Annotated in this window: 18 protein-coding genes and 3 riboswitches; of the genes, 6 read left to right on the top strand and 12 right to left on the bottom strand. The window is 27.4% G+C overall.

What is annotated here, in order from left to right; all coding sequences use genetic code 11:
- Positions 1–185: hypothetical protein (locus tag GBZ86_RS05030; protein WP_152888359.1), on the top strand; the 185-nt coding region annotated here is incomplete at its 5' end.
- Positions 186–310: 125 nt separating this feature from the next.
- On the opposite strand, the gene GBZ86_RS05025 is transcribed toward GBZ86_RS05030, so the two are convergent.
- The 4 genes from GBZ86_RS05025 to metF all read right to left on the bottom strand — a co-directional run bounded on the left by GBZ86_RS05025 (position 311) and on the right by metF (position 4789).
- Positions 311–2680: a homocysteine S-methyltransferase family protein gene (locus tag GBZ86_RS05025; RefSeq protein ID WP_327444147.1), complete on the bottom strand. Its 2370-nt coding sequence runs from the start codon at positions 2678–2680 to the stop codon at positions 311–313.
- Complete coding sequence (locus tag GBZ86_RS05020) at positions 2658–3347, bottom strand: methionine synthase (RefSeq protein ID WP_152888357.1); 690 nt, start codon at positions 3345–3347, stop codon at positions 2658–2660. Before GBZ86_RS05020 ends, GBZ86_RS05025 begins: the two co-directional genes overlap by 23 nt.
- Positions 3348–3349: 2 nt before the next feature.
- Positions 3350–3805: an S-ribosylhomocysteine lyase gene (locus GBZ86_RS05015; protein WP_152888355.1), complete on the bottom strand. Its 456-nt coding sequence runs from the start codon at positions 3803–3805 to the stop codon at positions 3350–3352.
- A gap of 93 nt (positions 3806–3898) precedes the next feature.
- A complete protein-coding gene (gene metF / locus GBZ86_RS05010) occupies positions 3899–4789 on the bottom strand; it encodes a methylenetetrahydrofolate reductase [NAD(P)H] (RefSeq protein WP_152888353.1) in 891 nt (296 codons plus the stop codon).
- 439 nt (positions 4790–5228) lie between these two features.
- Positions 5229–5425: riboswitch (SAM riboswitch) on the bottom strand.
- Between the two features lie 181 nt (positions 5426–5606).
- On the opposite strand from metF, the gene GBZ86_RS05005 reads away from it, so the two are divergent.
- A complete protein-coding gene (locus GBZ86_RS05005) occupies positions 5607–6332 on the top strand; it encodes a lysophospholipid acyltransferase family protein (protein WP_152888351.1) in 726 nt (241 codons plus the stop codon).
- A 59-nt stretch (positions 6333–6391) separates the two neighbouring features.
- Here GBZ86_RS05005 and GBZ86_RS05000 read toward each other — a convergent pair whose 3' ends face one another.
- The 3 genes from GBZ86_RS05000 to GBZ86_RS04990 all read right to left on the bottom strand — a co-directional run bounded on the left by GBZ86_RS05000 (position 6392) and on the right by GBZ86_RS04990 (position 9499).
- A complete protein-coding gene (locus GBZ86_RS05000) occupies positions 6392–7765 on the bottom strand; it encodes an alanine/glycine:cation symporter family protein (RefSeq protein WP_152888349.1) in 1374 nt (457 codons plus the stop codon).
- Positions 7766–7883: 118 nt separating this feature from the next.
- Positions 7884–7972: riboswitch (glycine riboswitch) on the bottom strand.
- Positions 7973–7974: 2 nt separating this feature from the next.
- Positions 7975–8056: riboswitch (glycine riboswitch) on the bottom strand.
- 145 nt (positions 8057–8201) lie between these two features.
- Positions 8202–8672, bottom strand: a complete 471-nt coding sequence (locus GBZ86_RS04995) for a GNAT family N-acetyltransferase (RefSeq protein ID WP_152888347.1) — start codon at positions 8670–8672, stop codon at positions 8202–8204.
- A gap of 173 nt (positions 8673–8845) precedes the next feature.
- Positions 8846–9499 carry an HDIG domain-containing metalloprotein gene (locus GBZ86_RS04990; RefSeq protein WP_152888345.1) on the bottom strand — a complete coding sequence of 218 codons (654 nt, stop codon included), beginning with the start codon at positions 9497–9499 and terminating at the stop codon, positions 8846–8848.
- 355 nt (positions 9500–9854) lie between these two features.
- On the opposite strand from GBZ86_RS04990, the gene GBZ86_RS04985 reads away from it, so the two are divergent.
- The 3 genes from GBZ86_RS04985 (at position 9855) to GBZ86_RS04975 (ending at position 12016) form a co-directional block, all read left to right on the top strand.
- Positions 9855–10613 carry an ECF transporter S component gene (locus tag GBZ86_RS04985; RefSeq protein ID WP_152888343.1) on the top strand — a complete coding sequence of 253 codons (759 nt, stop codon included), beginning with the start codon at positions 9855–9857 and terminating at the stop codon, positions 10611–10613.
- 92 nt (positions 10614–10705) lie between these two features.
- On the top strand, positions 10706–11677 hold the full coding sequence (locus tag GBZ86_RS04980; protein ID WP_152888341.1) for a P1 family peptidase: 972 nt from the start codon (positions 10706–10708) through the stop codon (positions 11675–11677).
- A gap of 159 nt (positions 11678–11836) precedes the next feature.
- Entirely contained in the window at positions 11837–12016 is a 180-nt protein-coding gene (locus tag GBZ86_RS04975; protein WP_152888339.1) for an alpha/beta-type small acid-soluble spore protein, read from the top strand.
- A gap of 87 nt (positions 12017–12103) precedes the next feature.
- On the opposite strand, the gene GBZ86_RS04970 is transcribed toward GBZ86_RS04975, so the two are convergent.
- The 5 genes from GBZ86_RS04970 to clpB all read right to left on the bottom strand — a co-directional run bounded on the left by GBZ86_RS04970 (position 12104) and on the right by clpB (position 17619).
- Positions 12104–12556, bottom strand: coding sequence for a gamma-glutamylcyclotransferase family protein (locus GBZ86_RS04970; protein WP_207707424.1), 453 nt, complete (start codon positions 12554–12556; stop codon positions 12104–12106).
- Positions 12556–13197, bottom strand: coding sequence for a pyroglutamyl-peptidase I (gene pcp, locus GBZ86_RS04965; RefSeq protein ID WP_152888335.1), 642 nt, complete (start codon positions 13195–13197; stop codon positions 12556–12558). The genes GBZ86_RS04970 and pcp overlap by 1 nt, the downstream gene beginning before the upstream one ends.
- A 100-nt stretch (positions 13198–13297) precedes the next feature.
- A complete protein-coding gene (locus tag GBZ86_RS04960) occupies positions 13298–14227 on the bottom strand; it encodes a DUF979 domain-containing protein (RefSeq protein ID WP_152888333.1) in 930 nt (309 codons plus the stop codon).
- Positions 14228–14244: 17 nt separating this feature from the next.
- Positions 14245–14913 carry a DUF969 domain-containing protein gene (locus GBZ86_RS04955; RefSeq protein ID WP_152888331.1) on the bottom strand — a complete coding sequence of 223 codons (669 nt, stop codon included), beginning with the start codon at positions 14911–14913 and terminating at the stop codon, positions 14245–14247.
- Between the two features lie 105 nt (positions 14914–15018).
- Complete coding sequence (gene clpB, locus GBZ86_RS04950) at positions 15019–17619, bottom strand: ATP-dependent chaperone ClpB (protein ID WP_152888329.1); 2601 nt, start codon at positions 17617–17619, stop codon at positions 15019–15021.
- A gap of 192 nt (positions 17620–17811) precedes the next feature.
- Between clpB and GBZ86_RS04945 the strand changes: the two genes are divergently transcribed.
- A partial coding sequence (locus GBZ86_RS04945; RefSeq protein WP_152888327.1) for a GTP pyrophosphokinase occupies positions 17812–18941 on the top strand: 1130 nt, incomplete at its 3' end.

Genomic DNA, 18941 nt, shown 5'->3' with positions numbered 1-18941 from the left:
GTAAAAATGCTTGGGATTATACTTTAGAAGTTATAGCTTTAATGGGTGATATTGACTATGCTAATGAAATGTTAAGTAAAACAACTAACATAAAGGAAAGAAAAATAATATCTGATCGTATAGATACTTTAGAAGGAAAATTTTTTGATTTAAAAAATAAATTAAAATCCATAGAATTATTATAAAACTTGTAAAAAACCATCAAGAAATTAATAACTTGATGGTTTTTTATTTTATCTATTTAATGGTTATAAAAGATTTAAATATAACTATAACATAACTTTTTTTAAAAAATATCTTTATACTTACTTTATCCCAATACTTTTTTAGCAATATCTACAGATTCTCTAGCATCTTTAGCAAAAAAATCAGCTCCTATTTTTTCTCCATAATCCTTTGTTAAAACTGCACCACCTACAAAGACTTTGCAGTCTAAATTCTCATTTTTTAAAGCTTTAATAGTTTCTTCCATACTTTTTAAGGTGGTAGTCATTAAAGCACTTAAGCCAACTAATTTTACATTTTGTTTTTTCGTTTCTTCTACTACTTTATTTATAGGTACATCTTTACCTAAATCTATAATTTCATAACCGTAATTTTCTAATATAACTTTAACAATGTTTTTCCCAATATCATGAATATCCCCTTTAACTGTAGCTAATATTATTTTGCCTTTACTTATATTTTGCTCTTTTTTATTCATTAAGCTTTCTTTTATTACTAAAAAAGCTTTTTTAGCAGTTTCAGCTGAGGTTATTAATTGTGGCAAAAATAAAATTCCTTTTTCAAATCTTTCTCCTACTTCATCTAAAGCAGGTATAAGATATTCATTTACTATGGTAAGTTCATCCACTTCTTTTAATAGCTCTTTAGTAGCTTTTCCTGCCTTCTCTTTTAATCCTCTAATAACAATACTTTTAATATCTAAATTTTCTTTATTATCCTTACTATCTTTACTTTTAATTGTTTCTTTCTGTGTGTTACTATATGATTTTATAAAATTAAAGGAATCTTTATCATAATTATATAAAACATTAAAAGCATTTATAGCATCCATCATGCTCTTTTCATTTGGATTAATTATAGGTAAATCTAATCCGGCTCCTAAAGCTAAAGTTAAAAAAGTTTTATTAATTAAAGGTCTATCAGGCAATCCAAAGGAAATATTTGAAACTCCTAAAACAGTTTTAACTCCTAATTTATTCTTTATCATACTTACAGCTTTTAATGTTTCTTTAACTTCTTCTTGCTGTGTTGATGCTGTTAAAACTAATGCATCTATAAAAATATCTTCCTTTTCAATTCCATACTCTTTAGCTACATTAACTATTTTTTCAGCAATTTTATAACGTTCTTCTGCCTTTTTAGGTATCCCATTTTTATCTAAAGTTAGCCCAACTACAGAAGCTCCATATTTTTTTACAATAGGCAATAAAGTATGAAGCACTTCCTCTTCTCCATTTATAGAATTTACTATAGCCTTTCCATTATAATATCTTAATCCTTTTTCAATAGCACCATAATTTGATGAATCTATTTGAAGAGGTATATCTAGTATACTTTGAATTTCTTTAACTACTTTTACCATGGTTTCTTCTTCATTTATATCTGGAATTCCCACATTCACATCTAATATATGGGCTCCTACTTCAACTTGTTCTATGGCTTTCCCTAAAATATAATCCATATCACCTTTTTTTAAAGCTTCTTTAAAAAGCTTTTTTCCTGTAGGATTTATTCTTTCACCTATTACCCTTACTCCATCTACATTTATTACTTTAGAAGGAGTACATATACCACATATTTTTTTATTATTTAATCTTTTAACTTTTTTTTCACTAACTAATTTTTTTAACTTTCCAATATATTCTGGAGTAGTGCCACAACATCCGCCTATTATACTTACTCCCTTATGAACAAAATCAACTACACACTCACAAAATTCTTCAATATCTATATTATATATAGTTTTTCCATTTACTATTTTAGGTAATCCCGCATTAGGTTGTATCATTACTGGCACTGTAGCAACTTTCAATATTCTTTCAATTACCCCCTTTAGCTCTTTAGGTCCTAAAGAACAATTTACTCCTATAACATCCACCCCTAATGCTTCTAAAGTCATTACCATACTTTCTGGATTACATCCTGTAAAAGTTCTTTCATTTTGTTCAAAACTCATAGTACAAAATACAGGGAGATCACTATTTTCCTTAACTGCTAATATTGCAGCCTTAGCTTCATATAAATCTGTCATAGTTTCAATCAAAACAACATCTACTCCATTATTAACGCCAACTAAAACAACTTTTTTAAAGGCATTATAAGCTTCATCAAAAGTTAATGTTCCCATTGGCTCTAACAATTGTCCTGTAGGTCCTATGTCAAGAGCTATTAATGCTTTATTATTTCCCCTTGCTTCTTTAGCTAACTTTATCCCTTCTCTAATAATTTCATCTACACCATATTTTTTATTTTTTAACTTTATATCATTAGCTCCAAAAGTATTAGTTGTTAAAAAATCACAACCACTTTCTATATATTGCTTATGAATATCTCTTATAATATCTGGTTTTTCTATATTTAAAAACTCTGGTTCTCCTCCAAGCTTTAATCCATTTTTTTGAAGAACACTTCCCATAGCTCCATCAAAAACTTTAACCTTCACAGCTTTTCTCACTTCCTTTTCTTCTAAAAGTACAACTATTAAATTTATTACATTCCTTACAACTTCTTTTTTTATTATTTAACTTTTTATCAGTTATTCCTATAATAGCAGTAACTGATTTTCTAGGAAGTAATATATTATGCTCCGAGCAGGTTAATCCAATAGCCTTTTCTCCATTTATTATATTTAAAAAAGACTTTTGAAAATCTAAACTTAAATCACCATATCCTGGACTGAACCTAAATTTTATATTCTTACCTAGTATCTTCATTTCATTCTTAATGAGTTCTTCTATATTGTCACAAAAACTTTCTATTGCTGTTGTAGCACAAGCATCTATTATTAACGCTTTAGTTAAATCTGTTTTTTCGTATATCCTAATCAATCTTTCTATATCATTACCTAAAGTAGCCCCTAAAAATACACATTCGTCACAATCTTTCAAATGATTTTTTATACCTTTTCCTTCCAAGACATAATTTGTGCCTTCTACAAGTATACCTTTTTTACTATTAGTTAGTTTATTATAACTAATAGCATATCTTTCTTTAATGTGTTTTAAAGTTTCTTTCTTACAAGATTCTACTAACTCTATAAAATCTTTATCTACTTCTTCACTTTTATAAGCTAAGTATCTAAGTATTTCTTCATTTTTAAGTTCAATATGATTTACTTTCATTTTTACTCTCCATAAATGTTTAATGAGAAACCTGTCTGTAATACATTTTTTGCATATTCCTTTGCACCAAATAAAGATAAATCCTTATAATTACCACATTGTATATCATTAGCAGCTGGCACTTCATTAGCCTGTAATACTTTACTTAAAGCACTCTCTAAAGCATCTTTAACATCTTTCTCTTTTCTATCACCCCATACTGTTAAATAAAATCCTGTTCTACACCCCATAGGAGATAAATCTATAATATCTTCTAACTCTTTTCTAAGCTCTGTGGCTAATAAATGCTCTAAAGCATGCATAGCTGCAGTTCCAAAACTGTCCTTATTAGGCTGTAAAAATCTTAAATCAAATTTACTTACCGAATCACCTTTCTTACCCTCTAAAATACAACACTTTCTAATATAAGGTGCCTTAACCACTCTATGATCTAATTCAAAACTTTCTACTTTTTTCATAATTATTCAATCCTTTCTACTTTATATCCTATTAATTTTTATTCTTAATTTTAAATATAATTGTTCATTTATATTTAAATACGAACTACACATTTACACATTTTTTTTGTTATTTATAGAATTAACTATGCTTCCTATATTAGAACATATTCTTTTAGCAACATAGGGATTATTCATAGTATATAAATGTATACCATCTACATCATTAGATACTAAATCTATAATTTGTTCTATCGCATATGCTATTCCCGCATCTCTTAAGGCATCTTTATCATGCTCATATTTCTCTACAATTTTCATAAACTTTTTAGGAAAAGAAGCTCCACATAAAGAAATTATTCTCTCTATTTGTTTTTTATTTACTACTGGCATAATTCCTGCTTGTATGGGAATATTTCTTATATTTTTACTTTCTGATTTATCTAAAAAATTATAAAATAAATCATTATCAAAAAATAATTGTGAAATTAAATGCGTTGCACCAGCATCTACCTTTTCTTTAAGATTTAATAAGTCTCTAGAAAGGCTTTCACACTCTAAATGTCCTTCTGGATAGCATGCTGCACTAACATTAAAGTTTCCAAATTTTTTAATAAATTCAATTAATTCATTAGCATAATTAAAATCTCCTTTAATTATATTACTCTCATCTATGTCTCCTCTTAAAGCTAATATGTTTTTAATACCATTTTCATTTAATGCTTGTAATACTTTTCTAATTTCTTCTTTTTTAGAACCTATGCAAGTTAAATGAGTCATTGGCTCTATATTATATTTATTTTTTATTAATGAAGCTAATTCTAAAGTTCTATTTTCAGCACTTGTTCCTCCCGCTCCGTAAGTAACACTAATAAAATCTGGTTTTAACTCCTTTAATTCTTCTAAAGTTTTATAAATTACATCTATAGATGAACTTTTCTTAGGAGGAAAAACCTCAAAAGAAAATACTACATCCTTTTGTTCAAATATTTCTCTTATGTTCATAAATATAGTCTCCTTTTATTTTAAATTAATATACACTTAACTATAATTAACATATTAAAAGTCATATTAATTAGTTAATTAATACTTTAATTTTTATTTTATATATATTCTTCACTAAAATATCTTAATTTTTACATAACTATGTTCATGTGCTCTTTTTTACTTTTTTGTATTTTTCTTACTTTAAAGAGTAATATAAATACTCTTTAAATTTAATATCCTAAAGTTTTATTTTATTCCTTTATCACTTTTACTAATAATAAAATTAATGTGTTTATTATTAGTTTTTTATAAAATAAGTGATATATATTTTTTACATATTAAATTTTTTCTAATATATTTATGGATTTATTAAAATAGTGATTGTAGAAAAACTGTTATAAAAATAAATAAACGCCTAAAGATATATCCTTAGGCGTAAAAATAGCTAATAAATATCTCCTTATCTTTCAGAAAACTGTTGGATTTAGCACCGTATGTAAAATATATGACAATATATAAATTATATTATTAAAATTCATGTGAAAATTTTTTATATAAACCACAATTAAATTTTAATACAATATATATTTTTATGTATTAAACATTGGTTGCCGGGTTTCATAGGGCCAGTCCCTCCACCACTCTTGATAAGTTCTTTATTCTTTTTTTAAAATTATATTATAATATTTATTTTTTGTAAATACCTAAAAACCTTTTCTATTTTAAAAAACATAAAATATATATATTAATATCTTATAATTTGAAATTTCATCTCATTTGAAGTATAATTTCCATAGTATTAATTTTGTTTTATTAATGGGAAGGATGGACTTATATGTTAAGAACAATAAAATGGTATGCTGGAGTTGTAATAACTCTAATCAGATCTTTACCTATGCTTAGAAAGATTGATAAATTAAAAAACATACCAGATAAACAAGAAGAAAGAGATACTCTTATTCGTAAAGGGGTATTATTTTGTAATGATCATTTCTTTAAATATACAGGTGGTACCTATGAGGTAAAAGGAGCGGAAAATATACCAAACGAAACAGTGGTATTTATGGGAAACCATCAAAGTAATATAGATATTCCTATAATAGTTTTATCTGTTGGAAGACCTGTAGGATTTGTTGCTAAGGATGATCTGGAAAAAATTCCTATTTTAAGTAAATGGATAGCTCTTACTAAAAGTGTATTTATGGATAGAAGTACACCTAAAAAGGCTTTATCAGCTATTTTAGATGGAATTAAGATAATTAAAAGTGGACGTTCTATGGTTATTTTTCCAGAAGGTACAAGAAGTAGAAAAGATGCCATGTCTGGTTTTAAAGGTGGTAGTTTTAAACTTGCTACTAAATCTAAGGTTCCAATAGTTCCATTTTCTATTGATGGTTCTTATAAACTTTTAGAGGGTAACAAACATCATAAACATGCACATGTTACTATAACTTATCATCCACCAATAGAAACTAAGAACTTAACTAAAGAAGAAGAAGCAAATTTACATAATGTTGTTGAAAAAATTGTTAGAAGTTCTCTTCCAAACAATGGTCAATAGTACATGAAACTAAAAAGAAGGACAACTATATTGCCCTTCTTTTTTAAAATTCATTTATATTAACTAGCTTCTTTTACTTCAAATTCACTATTTATACTTTCAAAAAATTCTCTTGTTTCATTAATTACTACATTTCTTAACCCTATAATACCAATTAAATTTGGTATTGCCATTAATCCATTTACTATATCTGCTATTATAAATATAGTTTCTAATGGTAAGAATGGTCCTACAGCTACTAATAATATGTAAACTATTCTATATGGAATTATAGCCTTAACTCCAGCTAAATATTCCATACATCTTTCACCATAATAATTCCATCCTAATATTGTAGTAAAAGCAAAGAAAATTAATCCTATATTCACAATATATTTTCCTATAATAGCAAATGGAATACCTTTTTCAAAAGCTGCTGTTGTAACTGCTGCACCTTCTAATGGTCCCATATAAGTTCCAGTAATAACTATAACTAATCCTGTCATTGTACAAATAAGTATTGTATCAAAAAATGTTCCTGTCATAGATATTAAACCTTGTTTAACTGGTGACTTTGTTTTTGCTGCTGCTGCTGCAATTGGTGCACTACCTAAACCAGCTTCATTTGAAAACACTCCTCTACCAATTCCTCTTTGCATAACCGTAATTATAGAAATACCTACTGCACCACCTAAGGCTGCCTTTGGATTAAATGCACTTTCTATTATTAATGCTATAGTCTTAGGAATAGCTGTAAAATTACATACTATTACTAGTATTACACCTAAAGTATATATACCTGCCATAAATGGAACAACTTTTTCAGATACACTTGATATTCTCTTTATTCCACCTAAAGTTACTAATGCAACTAAAATTGTTACAATTACTGTGGTAACTACTACTGGAACATTAAAACTTAAAGTAGCTGCATCTGTAATGGATTTTACCTGTCCAAAAGTTCCTATACCAAAGAAGGCAACTCCAATTCCAAAAATAGCAAATAATTTTGCTAGCCAATTAAGACCTAATCCATTTTTTATATAATACATTGGTCCACCAGCCATTTCACCATTCTCATCTACTTCTCTGTACTTAATTGCTAATACTCCCTCTGCATACTTTGTTGCCATACCAAAGAAAGCCGCAATCCACATCCAAAATAATGCACCAGGACCTCCAGCCTTAATAGCTGTAGCAACACCCACTATATTTCCTGTACCTATAGTAGCTGATAATGCCGTACATAAAGCTCCAAAGCTTGAAACATCACCTTCTGCATTACTATCATCTGTTTCATCATCTTTTCCAAAAACATACTTTAAAGCTAATGGTAACTTAAAAATTTGTAATAAATTTAATCTTATAGTTAAATACACTCCTGTACCTACTAAAAGAATTAGTAAGGGTGCTCCCCATACTATGTTGTTGATTTGTATTAGTATTTTTTCCATTAAAAAATCCCCCTTAATTTATTTTAATTACGGAGGAGAATAAGAATACCAAAATAGAACCTTTAATATTTATTAAAAGTTAACTAAATATTAAAATTATCTTTTTTGAATATCCTATCCCCTGTCCTTTTACCTGAGAGTTTCAGTTTAATAAATAAAATATTAAACCTTGCTCCTTCGGTGCTCATCTCTGAGTCTCTCCAGAGGCTCGTCCAGTAACGGTCCATAAACCTGAAAGATTTCCCTCTTCGGTGTACACTACGTTTAGTGTCACTCTCCCGATACCTTCATCCGAACATATTAAATTATAACTACATATTACAACATATAAAACTAATATGCAATAATGATTTTTCAATATTTTTATTTAATGTATAAATTTCCTAATAAAAGCTAACAAAAAAAGTTCTCTTGACTATTAATAAAATAAGCTTTATTAATAATCAAACTGCATTTTAACCAAATTTACTCTTTCACCACAAATATTCTTTTCAAATACTTCTATAATTTTAAATCCTGCTTTTTCATAACATTTAATAGCTCTTTTATTAAAAGAACGCACCTCTAAAAGAATTTTTTGGTTTGAATATATTTTCATACATATTTTTTTTATAATATACATAATTGTTTTACCTAATCCTTGCCCACATAGGCTAGGTTTTAATCCAAGTGCAACTATAACATAATCTTTTTTACTTATTAATCTTATATATCCACATAAAAAATTGTAATCATCTACTAATGCCAAAAATTCTTGCTCTCGCTTTTCTTGTATTGTAATAGCCCAGTTATCTTTTAAAATATCACTCCAAGCTGGATAATTATACACACAATACTCACCTTCATACTTCCATTTGCAAATTTCTTCTGCATAATTCTCGGTTAAATTTACCACTTTTAAATTCATTTTTTTTCTTTTAAGCTCCTTATTTTTTTAAATATCCTTTGATTTAAATTAACTTTTTAGCTCTTCTTCAAAATATATATTTATCACTTATCAAATGACCATTACAAATTTTTATACTTTTAAATTTTATAAATAACATATTTTGAAGAAGAACCAAATTAAATTTTTACTGGCTAAAAAGTAATATTTAATTTCTGTATATTTTTTGCACCTCTTCTCTCCATTTCTTCTACAAAATTATTTATATCATCTAAAATTTCCTTTTTTCTTTCTATTGACATTTCTCCCCTTCCTACTCTATCACAGAAAGTAACTAAAGCTATATCATGAATGTCACCACTACTTACTAACTCTTTAATATCACCAAAAGGAAGATTTTTAGCCACATATAAATAGCTCATATGATGTTTTATTAACATAGTAACCTTTTTATTAAAATCTCTATTATTAGAAAGTTTAATTAATATTTCTTCCCCCATTTTGCTACCTACCATGTCATGATTATAAGAGGTCCATCTTCCTTTTCTTTTTATAGTAGTTGTTATTTTACCAATATCATGAAGAAAAGCTCCCCACATAAATTCTAGTTTATTATGAGCTAAATCTCTATATTTAGCTGCCCAATCTGTTACTTGCATAGTATGTGTCCAAACATCTCCTTCAGGATGATATTTAGGCTCTTGTGGTATGCCTTCTAATTCTGCCACACATTGCAAAGCAGTATTTTTAAAATAATTTTGTTTTTTTAACTTTTCAAAATATATAGAAGGTTTTTCATCTTCCATTAAATGTTTTGATATATGTAAAAATAAATCTTTTTCTTCCATGAAATCTCTTCCTTTCCCAATTAATCTTTATTCTATATACATAATATTTTACACTTTTAGTCATACTAGTTGTTAAATTTGACTTTACATAATTGTAACACTTACAAAACTTATTATAACTGAATTATCTGAAAATTATTACTTTATCCCTTCTAAACCTTTAATAATACCATTTTAATAAAAAATTTATCCATATTTTAAATTTTTGTACAAAATAGTTATTGAATTTACAAAAATTAGTGATAAAATAACTATTGTCAGTATTCTTTAATAGAAGCTGAACATAAAATTTAATTTTTTGGTTATTTAAACCGAATTATATCCTAAAAAGGAGTAAGAACGGGAGGAGAGAAAAATGAATACTACTTATCAAAAATCGAGACAAAAAACTCGAAAATTAGTTATTATTGGTATGCTTTCTAGTATATCAATATTTTTAGGGTTAACTGGACTTGGATTTATTGCAATTCCGCCAGTAAAAGCTACTATTATGCACATTCCTGTAATTATAGGTGCTATTTTAGAGGGACCTATTGTAGGTGGATTAATTGGATTAGTTTTTGGACTATTTTCAATGTATCAATCATTTACTGCCCCTACGCCAACAAGCTTTATTTTTTGGAATCCTTTAATAGCATTATTACCTAGAATACTTATAGGTGTAGGTAGCTACTATATTTATATTTGGTTGATTAAAGGAGTTAAAAAAAATATTAAGTTAACTAGTATAGTAACATCACTTATACTTAGTATACTTATGTTTTTAACTATTTTTTCAATAACTAAATCTAGTTTAATTGCTTTAGTTGTTTCAGTGATACTTTTTATATTATCCTCTACTGTAATGCTAAAGTTTAAACATAAAAATAAATGTGAAGCATTATCTATAGGTACCTCTGCTGTCTTAGGAACCTTAATTAATACTATAGGAGTTTTAGGATTAACTTATATTTTTTATTTAGAAAAATATGCTTCTGCTCTTAGTATATCTAAAGAAGCTGCATCTGCTACCCTATTAACTATAGGAGTAACTAATGGTATTCCTGAAGCTTTCATATCAGCAATAATAGCAATACCTGTTATAATAGGAGTAAGTAAAGTTATAAAAAAATAATTTATAAATAAAAGCACATAGGTCTTTATTAAATGGTTTATGTGCTTTGTTATATATATTTAAATTTATTATTGATTTAGGGAGAGAATTTTATGTTTGAAATAAAAGCAACTAAAATAGAGGGTTTTAAAATTGGACATGCTCAAAATAAAGAAGCAGGAACTGGATGCACTGTAGTTATATGTGAAGAAGGTGCTAGCGGTGGAGTTGATGTAAGAGGTGGTGCTCCTGGAACTAGAGAAACAGACTTATTAAATCCTGTAGAAATGGTAGATAAGGTACATGCCGTTGTTTTATCTGGTGGATCTGCTTTTGGATTAGATGCTTGTTCTGGTGTTATGCAATATTTAGAAGAAAAAGAAATTGGATTTGATGTTGGAGTTACAAAAGTTCCTATTGTTTGTGGTGCTGTACTTTTTGATTTAAAATGCGGAAATGGAAAAATAAGACCTGATAAACAAATGGGCTATGAGGCTTGTGTTAACTCTGAAACCTATAAAGATGACATAAATGGGAATATTGGTTGTGGCACTGGCGCTACAGTAGGAAAAGCATTAAATGAATCTTTAGCTATGAAAGGTGGTTTTGGTAGTTTTGCTCTCCAGATTGGAGACTTAAAGGTAGCTGCATTAGTGGGAGTAAATGCTTTAGGAGATATTGTGGATCCAGAATTAAATAACAAAATAATTGCTGGTGCTCTTAAAGAAGACTTAAAAAATTTTGCTAATACTGAGGAATCCTTAATTGCTATTTATGATAAAATTAAAAATGTTTTTAAAGGTAATACTACTATTGGTTTAATAATAACTAATGCTAATTTAACTAAAGCTGAAGCTAATAAAGTAGCTTCTATGGCTCAAAATGGTTTTGGAAGAGCTATAAGACCTGCACATACTATGTTTGATGGTGATACTATTTTCACTATGTGTTCAAATAAAATTAATGCTGATATAAATGTAATTGGATTATTAGCAGCTAAAACTATGGAAAGAGCTATTATTAGAGCTGTTAAAGAAGCTCAGTGTGCTTATGGTTTTAAAAGCTATAAAGATATTTATTTATAAAATAATCTTATAACACATTTTTCCTTATATGGATTAAAATTTATAGATTATTAATTTTAAAAATGCACAATATAATAGTGCAAGGTAAGTAAAACTTACTTAAGCAAAATTAAAAGAAAATCTTTAAATTAAGATTTTCAATTTAAGGAGGAATTTATCATGGCACAATTAGTACCTGAAGCAAAACAAGGATTATCAAAATTTAAAAATGAGGTAGCAAGTGAAATGGGAGTTCCATTCTCAGAGTATAATGGAAATTTATCTTCTAAACAATGCGGAAGCGTTGGAGGAGAAATGGTTAAAAGAATGGTTCAACAATACGAACAATCAATGAAATAACCTTCCTTTTCATTAAAAAAGAGAAAAATGAGGATAAATCTTTTAAAGATTTATCCTCTTCCTTTTTAATTTATTAAATTTATACACCTAAGAACTTTTTTTAAATTTAGTCATATATGATGCCCAATTTCCATTAGGTATATAAATAGATTGTGTTTTAAACTCTTTTTTGTTTTTTACCACATATTTATATACATAACATACTTCAAAGGTATTAGTATTCATAAGCTCTACTTTAACAGCCACCCTATTATATTCATTATTTGAATCTCCAATATTAAAATAATTTTCCATATTGTCCATAGATTCCATTACTTTAGTATATTCATCATTTTTAATAGTAAAAACTTCTCCATACACATATCCCTCTCCATCTAACAATGCTGGATATCCTTTATTAGGCATATGATATAATTTCCCTTTTATTCGAGCAGGTTCTTCCTTTAAAACATAGCCTTTTAAATATTTATTATAATTAAAAAATCCTGTTCTTAAGCTACCGTAAACAAAAATTCTTCTTTCTTCTTTTGGTGCATTCATTAGCAAATAGTTCCTCCAATATCTGAAATATCTTCTTTATTTTCTACAGCTGCTCTAATACAGCATTCTAATGAAAGAGCTATATCAACTATAGACATACAAGGAGTATTAGGTTTAAGAATTACCTGTGATGGTATGTATGGCACATGAATAAATCCACCTCTTATTTTAGGATATCTTGTATTTATTAAATGCATTATTCCATACATAACATGATTGCATACAAAAGTTCCTGCAGTATTTGAAACTGCTGCAGGTAAACCAATCTTTATGCATTCTCTTACCATAGCTTTAATTGGCAAATTAGAAAAATATGCATTTGCACCCTTTTCATATATAACTTTATCTATAGGTTGATTTCCTTCATTATCTTCTATTCTAGCATCATCTACATTAATAGCCACTCTCTCTGGAGTAATTAAGAATCTTCCACCTGCTTGTCCAACAGCTATTACTATATCTGGTTTATGTTCTTCTACAGCTTTTTCTATAGCCATTATAGATTTTCCAAAAACTGTAGGTATCTCTAATTTAATAATTTCAGCTCTTGCTATTTCCTTAGGTAATAATTTTACTGACTCCCATGCTGGGTTTATGCTTTCTCCTCCAAATGGATCAAATCCTGTAATTAATACTTTCATATAAAACATCTCCTTTTTTATATTTAATAAAACTAGGAAATCTAATGTATATAAGTTTATTTATTAAAGTTTTTAAACTTATATACATTAAATTTTAGTATTAAAATGCTAAAAAATACATTAAAGCTATTTGTACTACTAACAATACAATTGCAAAAGGCGCTTGAAATTTTATCACAATATTTTTATCTTTTGTTTCTAATAATGCTGCTGGCATTACATTAAAGTTTGCCGCCATAGGTGTTAATAAAGTTCCGCAATAACCAGATGTTAATGCTAACGCTCCTGCTATAGCTGGATTACCACCCTGCATAATCACAAATGGAATACCTATTCCTACTGTAATAACTGAAAATGCTGCAAAAGCATTTCCCATTATCATTGTAAAAACTGCCATACCTACACAATAGGCAATAACTCCTAATAAAATATTTTCATCAGGTATAAACCCTGAAATTCCTTTAGAAATTACATCCCCAACTCCAGCGGTAGTAAATACTGTACCTAAAGCTGCTAACAATTGTGGTAATATACTTGTTGAACCTACTGATTGCAACATTCTATCACTTTCTTCTATTAATGTAATTGGTTTTGCCTTTGTTATAATAAAAGTTACTAATACTGCTGTAACAGATGCAATACCTATAGCTGCTGTTCCTGAAATTTGTGTAAACTGTGCTATCAATAAAGATACAATAGCTATTACTAATGATGGAATAAATACTTTAGAACCTATTTTTTTTGATTGTTCTGCTGAAAATTTACTATCATGTTTTTTTATTGAACCTATATTAACTTGTTTTGTTAAAGTTAATATAGCAATTATAACTATCATTATACCTACAATAACTGAATCTATATGTGAACCAAAAATAAAAATTATGGATAATAATCCCCAAAATAATGCTGTTCCATATCTTGTTTTATGATTAACATCCTTTAACGTAAAAATAGCAGTATTTAACATCATAACACCAACTAAAATATAAAATAATTCTAATAACATATTAGAAATTTCTTTAATATCCATCTTAATCTCTCCTCACTTTATTTTTTATTCATTATTCTACCTATTTTTTTATCTAATAAGTAGTTTTGAAGTAAAGCAAGTATAAGCGCTACTATAGCTACTGGAACTGATGCTTTAGCAATTTCTAAAGCTGTAACTGATTTGCCAAGCTCTGATGTTAATGTTCCTGATACTAATAATACTCCTGAACTAGCCATAAATAAGTTTTGACCAAAAAAATTACCATAGTTATCCATAGCAGCTGCTGCTGCTTTTATTAAATCTTCAGCTTTATCATTAAGATTACCATACTTTGACACCGATGCTCCTTGTGCCATTGGGTTTATAAGTGGTCTAACAAATTGTGCTTGTCCACTTAATCTTAAGGATACAGCCGCTCCAGCTTCTCTTATAAAGAAATACATAGATAAAATTTTTCCAGTTGATAAATTTTTAATATTTTGTATTAATGAAATTGCTTTTTCCTTTAATCCATATTTTTCACATATTCCTATTACAGGAAGAGTTAGTAAGAATAAAGTCATATGTCTTTGACTGACAAAAGTATCTCCCATAATACGTAATATATCTACAAAACTCATTTTTGCTATTAGTCCTGTACAAATTCCAGCTATTACAACCACTGCAATACTATCTAATTTTAATGCAAAACCTATAATAACAATTAAAATTCCTAAAAGAACCATATTTATCTCTCCTTTTCTAATTATATTTTTATATTAAATTTATATAAATGAAAAAGAAGCTTCGAAATTCCCCTTCTCCACTTCTTTTCATTATTTTATAAAAGATTATTGTGTTTTAACCACTAAATTATTATCTTCACAGTCTACTATAATATTACATCCATCATATATTTCACCTGCTATTAGCTTTTTAGCTATATTTGTTTCTAAAACATTACCAATATATCTTTTTAATGGTCTTGCCCCATAAATTGGATCATATCCTTCTTTAGCTAATAATTCTTTAGCTTTCTCTGTAACTTCCATAGTTATATTTTTTTCTATTAATCTCATTCTTAAGCTTCTTAAGAATATATCTATTATAGATTTAATTCCTTCAGTAGTTAATGGTTTAAACATTATAATATCATCAACTCTATTTAAAAATTCTGGTTTAAATCTTCCTTTTAATTCTGCTAAAACTTGTTCTCTTATAGCTGGTTCAATAGTTTCATCATTTTTATTAGCTAAAAGATATTGACTACCTATATTTGAAGTCATTATAATTATTGTATTTTTAAAATCTACAGTTTTTCCTTTATTATCTGTAAGCCTTCCATCATCTAATATTTGAAGGAACAAATTAAATACATCACCGTGTGCCTTTTCTATTTCATCAAATAATACTACTGAATAAGGATTTCTTCTAACAGCTTCTGTTAATTGACCTCCTTCTTCATATCCTACATATCCTGGAGGAGGACCTATAAGTCTTGATACTGCATGTTTTTCCATATATTCTGACATATCAATTCTTATAATATTATCTTCACTATCAAATAAATTTCTAGCTAAAGTTTTAGCTAGTTCTGTTTTACCAACTCCTGTTGGTCCTAAAAATATGAATGAACCAATTGGTTTATTTATATCTTTAAGCCCTGCTCTTGCTCTTATTACAGCATTTGCAACAGCAGTAGTAGCCTCTTCTTGACCAATTACTCTTTCTCTTAATTCACTTTCTAATCTTAAAAGCTTTTGTTTTTCACCTTCCATTAATCTACTTACAGGAACACCTGTCCACTTAGAAACTACTTCTGAAATCTCTGTTTCTGTAACTTCTTCTTTTAATAAAGCACCCTCATAATTTTCATTCATTTCATCTTCTTTTAATTTTATTTGTGCTTCTAATTGAGGTATTTTCCCATAAGTAAGTTCTGCTACTTTATTTAAATCATAATCTCTTTGATATCTTTCAACCTCACCTCTAGCATCATCTAATTGTCTTTTTAAATCTCTTATTTCAAGTATATGACCTTTTTCTTTTTCATACTTAGCAGTCATTTCATCATTTTTCTCTTTAAGTTCTGCTAATTCTTTTTCTAAATATTCTAGTCTTACTTTTGAAGCATCATCCTTTTCTTTTGATAAAGCTTCTTTTTCAGTTTCAAGCATTAATAATTTTCTTCTTATAACATCAAGTTCTGTTGGAAGTGAGTCAATTTCACTTCTAATCATAGCACCTGCTTCATCTATTAAGTCAATTGCTTTATCTGGAAGGTATCTATCTTGAATATATCTATCTGATAATTTTGCAGCTGCAACTATTGCTGAATCATGAATTCTTATTCCGTGATGAATTTCAAATCTCTCTTTTAATCCTCTTAAAATAGAAATTGTATCTTCCACTGTTGGTTCATTAACAATAACTGGCTGGAATCTTCTTTCAAGTGCTTTATCTTTTTCAATATATTGTCTATATTCATCAAAAGTTGTAGCTCCTATACAATGTAATTCACCTCTTGCAAGCAATGGTTTAATTAAGTTACCTGCATCCATAGCTCCATCTGTTTTTCCAGCTCCAACTATAGTATGAATTTCATCTATAAATAATATAATTCTACCTTCAGAACTTTGAACTTCTTTTAAAACAGCTTTTAATCTCTCTTCAAATTCTCCTCTATATTTAGCACCAGCAATTAAAGCTCCCATGTCTAAAGAAAATATTATTTTATCTTTTAATCCCTCTGGAACATCACCTTTTATAATTCTATCTGCTAAACCTTCTACAATTGCTGTTTTACCAACTCCAGGTTCTCCAATTAATACTGGATTGTTTTTAGTTCTTCTTGAAAGAATTCTTATACTTCTTCTAATTTCTTCATCTCTTCCTATTACAGGATCTAACTTATGTTTTTTAGCTAAATCAGTTAAATTTGTTCCATATTTAGCTAAAGCATCATATGTACCTTCTGGATCTTGAGTATCAACTTTTTGACTTCCTCTTACTTGTGATAAAACTTTTAAAAAATCAGTTTTATTTATGTTAAATTTATTTAATATGTTACCTACAAGACCATTTTTATCTATATCCATAATAGCTAACATTACGTGCTCTACACTAATATAAGAATCTTTGAATTCTTTTGAAATTTGTTCTGCTTTAACAAGTACCTCATTGATTCTTCTTGTTGCTGTTACCCCAGATGATTGAGCTGCTTCCCCTAACACTTTTGGCATCTTTTCCATCTGATTTTGCAAATCATTTCTAAGAGATTTTAAATTAACTCCCATTTTTTCAAATATATTAGGAATTAAACCATCCTCTTGTTGAACTAATGCTGCAAACAGATGAATTACATCCACTTGTTGATTATTATATTTTACTGCTTCTGAATAAGCATCATTCAAACTTTGTTGTACTCTAACTGTCATTTTATCTGCATTCATAATTCATCCTCCTCATGCATTAATAACTAATTTCTTGATATATATACTAATACTAAGGTCAAATAAAGTCAAAGTCTATTTAAAGTGATTTAGCCCAAATATTTCTATTTTATATTGATTACAATAAGTTGTTATTATTTTAATTAATTGTTATTATTAATATACATTTATTAGTGAAAGGAGGACTAATTTTTGGAACTTCAAGTTTTTAATTTTACAAATAATACTTTAGATGAGCTAAAAAAAATCAGACCTGAACTTATAAAATGTTCAGATATGCTTGATGATTTCTTTTTTAATTTATTAGATCACTCTTGTGATGGCTTTTTTAATATATCTACAAGAGTAAAGTCTGCTTCTAGTTTAAAAGAAAAAATTATTAGACATAATTATTACATTAAATATCATACTCCTACAGAGCTATTAAATAATTTATCAGATTTAATAGGAATTAGAGTGGAATGTAGATTTATCGAAGATGAAAAACGTTTATTCGATTTTATAAAGTCAACCTTTAATCTTATAAGTGAAGATGGTTTTAGTTTTTCTAATAATGCTCTTAATATATTTTTAAATTTAAAAGAAAACCAACCTTTAAAACAAAAAAATGGATTTAAATTATTTAGAATTGATGGATATATTCTTTTTGAAGATTGGAAATTTAATTTTGAATTGCAAATAAAATCTATGGTAAATACTTTTTGGGGTGAAATAGAACATAAAATAATATATAAAAATTATAATATGCTTTTAGGAGATGAGTTCTATAAAAATATACTTAACTCTATAAAGAGTAATTTATGTTTAATAGATAATCAATTATTAACCATATTTAATCATATAAATTCTAATAATATTAATTTGGTTGAAAAAGGATATCGTAAAGAAGGTATAGAAATGCTTTTATCAAAAATGATTTTTGATATATATTCCTATAAAGTTAAACAAGAATTAGGCGTATCTATTGACTTTAGAAATGCTTGCGATATTATAATAGATTACATAATAAGTAAAAATAACTGCAATACTGGAGAAGATTATTATAGAACTTTTATAAATACTTCTATAAGATTAAAAGAGATTTTTGAAAATCCTATATCATTTAAAGACAAGCTATATATAGAAGATTATTTAGATTTTTCTTCTGACTTTTCACAACAATTAGGAAAAACCCTAGCTTATGCTATGAATCATGATTTTCATTGGAATTTATTTTTTAAAATTTTATTTGAAATAGAACCTGGAAATAATTGTGAAGATTTTACAAGCTTTATAAAATATTTAGAAACTATTTTTTCAAATAGAGATAGCTACTTTAATTC

It is taken from the genome of Clostridium tarantellae (assembly GCF_009295725.1).
In the GTDB taxonomy this organism is placed as follows: domain Bacteria; phylum Bacillota; class Clostridia; order Clostridiales; family Clostridiaceae; genus Sarcina; species Sarcina tarantellae.
Note: the sequence above shows the minus strand (reverse complement) of the source record. Positions and strands in the feature narration are given on the sequence as shown.

Excerpts from the sequence above, each read along its gene's own strand:
- GBZ86_RS04955 (WP_152888331.1), bottom strand. The coding sequence starts at position 14,913 with ATGGTTCTTTTAGGAATTTTAATTGTTATTATAGGTTTTGCATTAAAA.
- GBZ86_RS04985 (WP_152888343.1), top strand. The coding sequence starts at position 9,855 with ATGAATACTACTTATCAAAAATCGAGACAAAAAACTCGAAAATTAGTT.
- GBZ86_RS04960 (WP_152888333.1), bottom strand. The coding sequence starts at position 14,227 with ATGGATATTAAAGAAATTTCTAATATGTTATTAGAATTATTTTATATT.
- pcp (WP_152888335.1), bottom strand. The coding sequence starts at position 13,197 with ATGAAAGTATTAATTACAGGATTTGATCCATTTGGAGGAGAAAGCATA.
- clpB (WP_152888329.1), bottom strand. The coding sequence starts at position 17,619 with ATGAATGCAGATAAAATGACAGTTAGAGTACAACAAAGTTTGAATGAT.
- GBZ86_RS05000 (WP_152888349.1), bottom strand. The coding sequence starts at position 7,765 with ATGGAAAAAATACTAATACAAATCAACAACATAGTATGGGGAGCACCC.
- GBZ86_RS04980 (WP_152888341.1), top strand. The coding sequence starts at position 10,706 with ATGTTTGAAATAAAAGCAACTAAAATAGAGGGTTTTAAAATTGGACAT.
- GBZ86_RS05015 (WP_152888355.1), bottom strand. The coding sequence starts at position 3,805 with ATGAAAAAAGTAGAAAGTTTTGAATTAGATCATAGAGTGGTTAAGGCA.
- GBZ86_RS05020 (WP_152888357.1), bottom strand. The coding sequence starts at position 3,347 with ATGAAAGTAAATCATATTGAACTTAAAAATGAAGAAATACTTAGATAC.
- GBZ86_RS04995 (WP_152888347.1), bottom strand. The coding sequence starts at position 8,672 with ATGAATTTAAAAGTGGTAAATTTAACCGAGAATTATGCAGAAGAAATT.
- GBZ86_RS04990 (WP_152888345.1), bottom strand. The coding sequence starts at position 9,499 with ATGGAAGAAAAAGATTTATTTTTACATATATCAAAACATTTAATGGAA.
- GBZ86_RS04975 (WP_152888339.1), top strand. The coding sequence starts at position 11,837 with ATGGCACAATTAGTACCTGAAGCAAAACAAGGATTATCAAAATTTAAA.
- GBZ86_RS04970 (WP_207707424.1), bottom strand. The coding sequence starts at position 12,556 with ATGAATGCACCAAAAGAAGAAAGAAGAATTTTTGTTTACGGTAGCTTA.
- metF (WP_152888353.1), bottom strand. The coding sequence starts at position 4,789 with ATGAACATAAGAGAAATATTTGAACAAAAGGATGTAGTATTTTCTTTT.
- GBZ86_RS05005 (WP_152888351.1), top strand. The coding sequence starts at position 5,607 with ATGTTAAGAACAATAAAATGGTATGCTGGAGTTGTAATAACTCTAATC.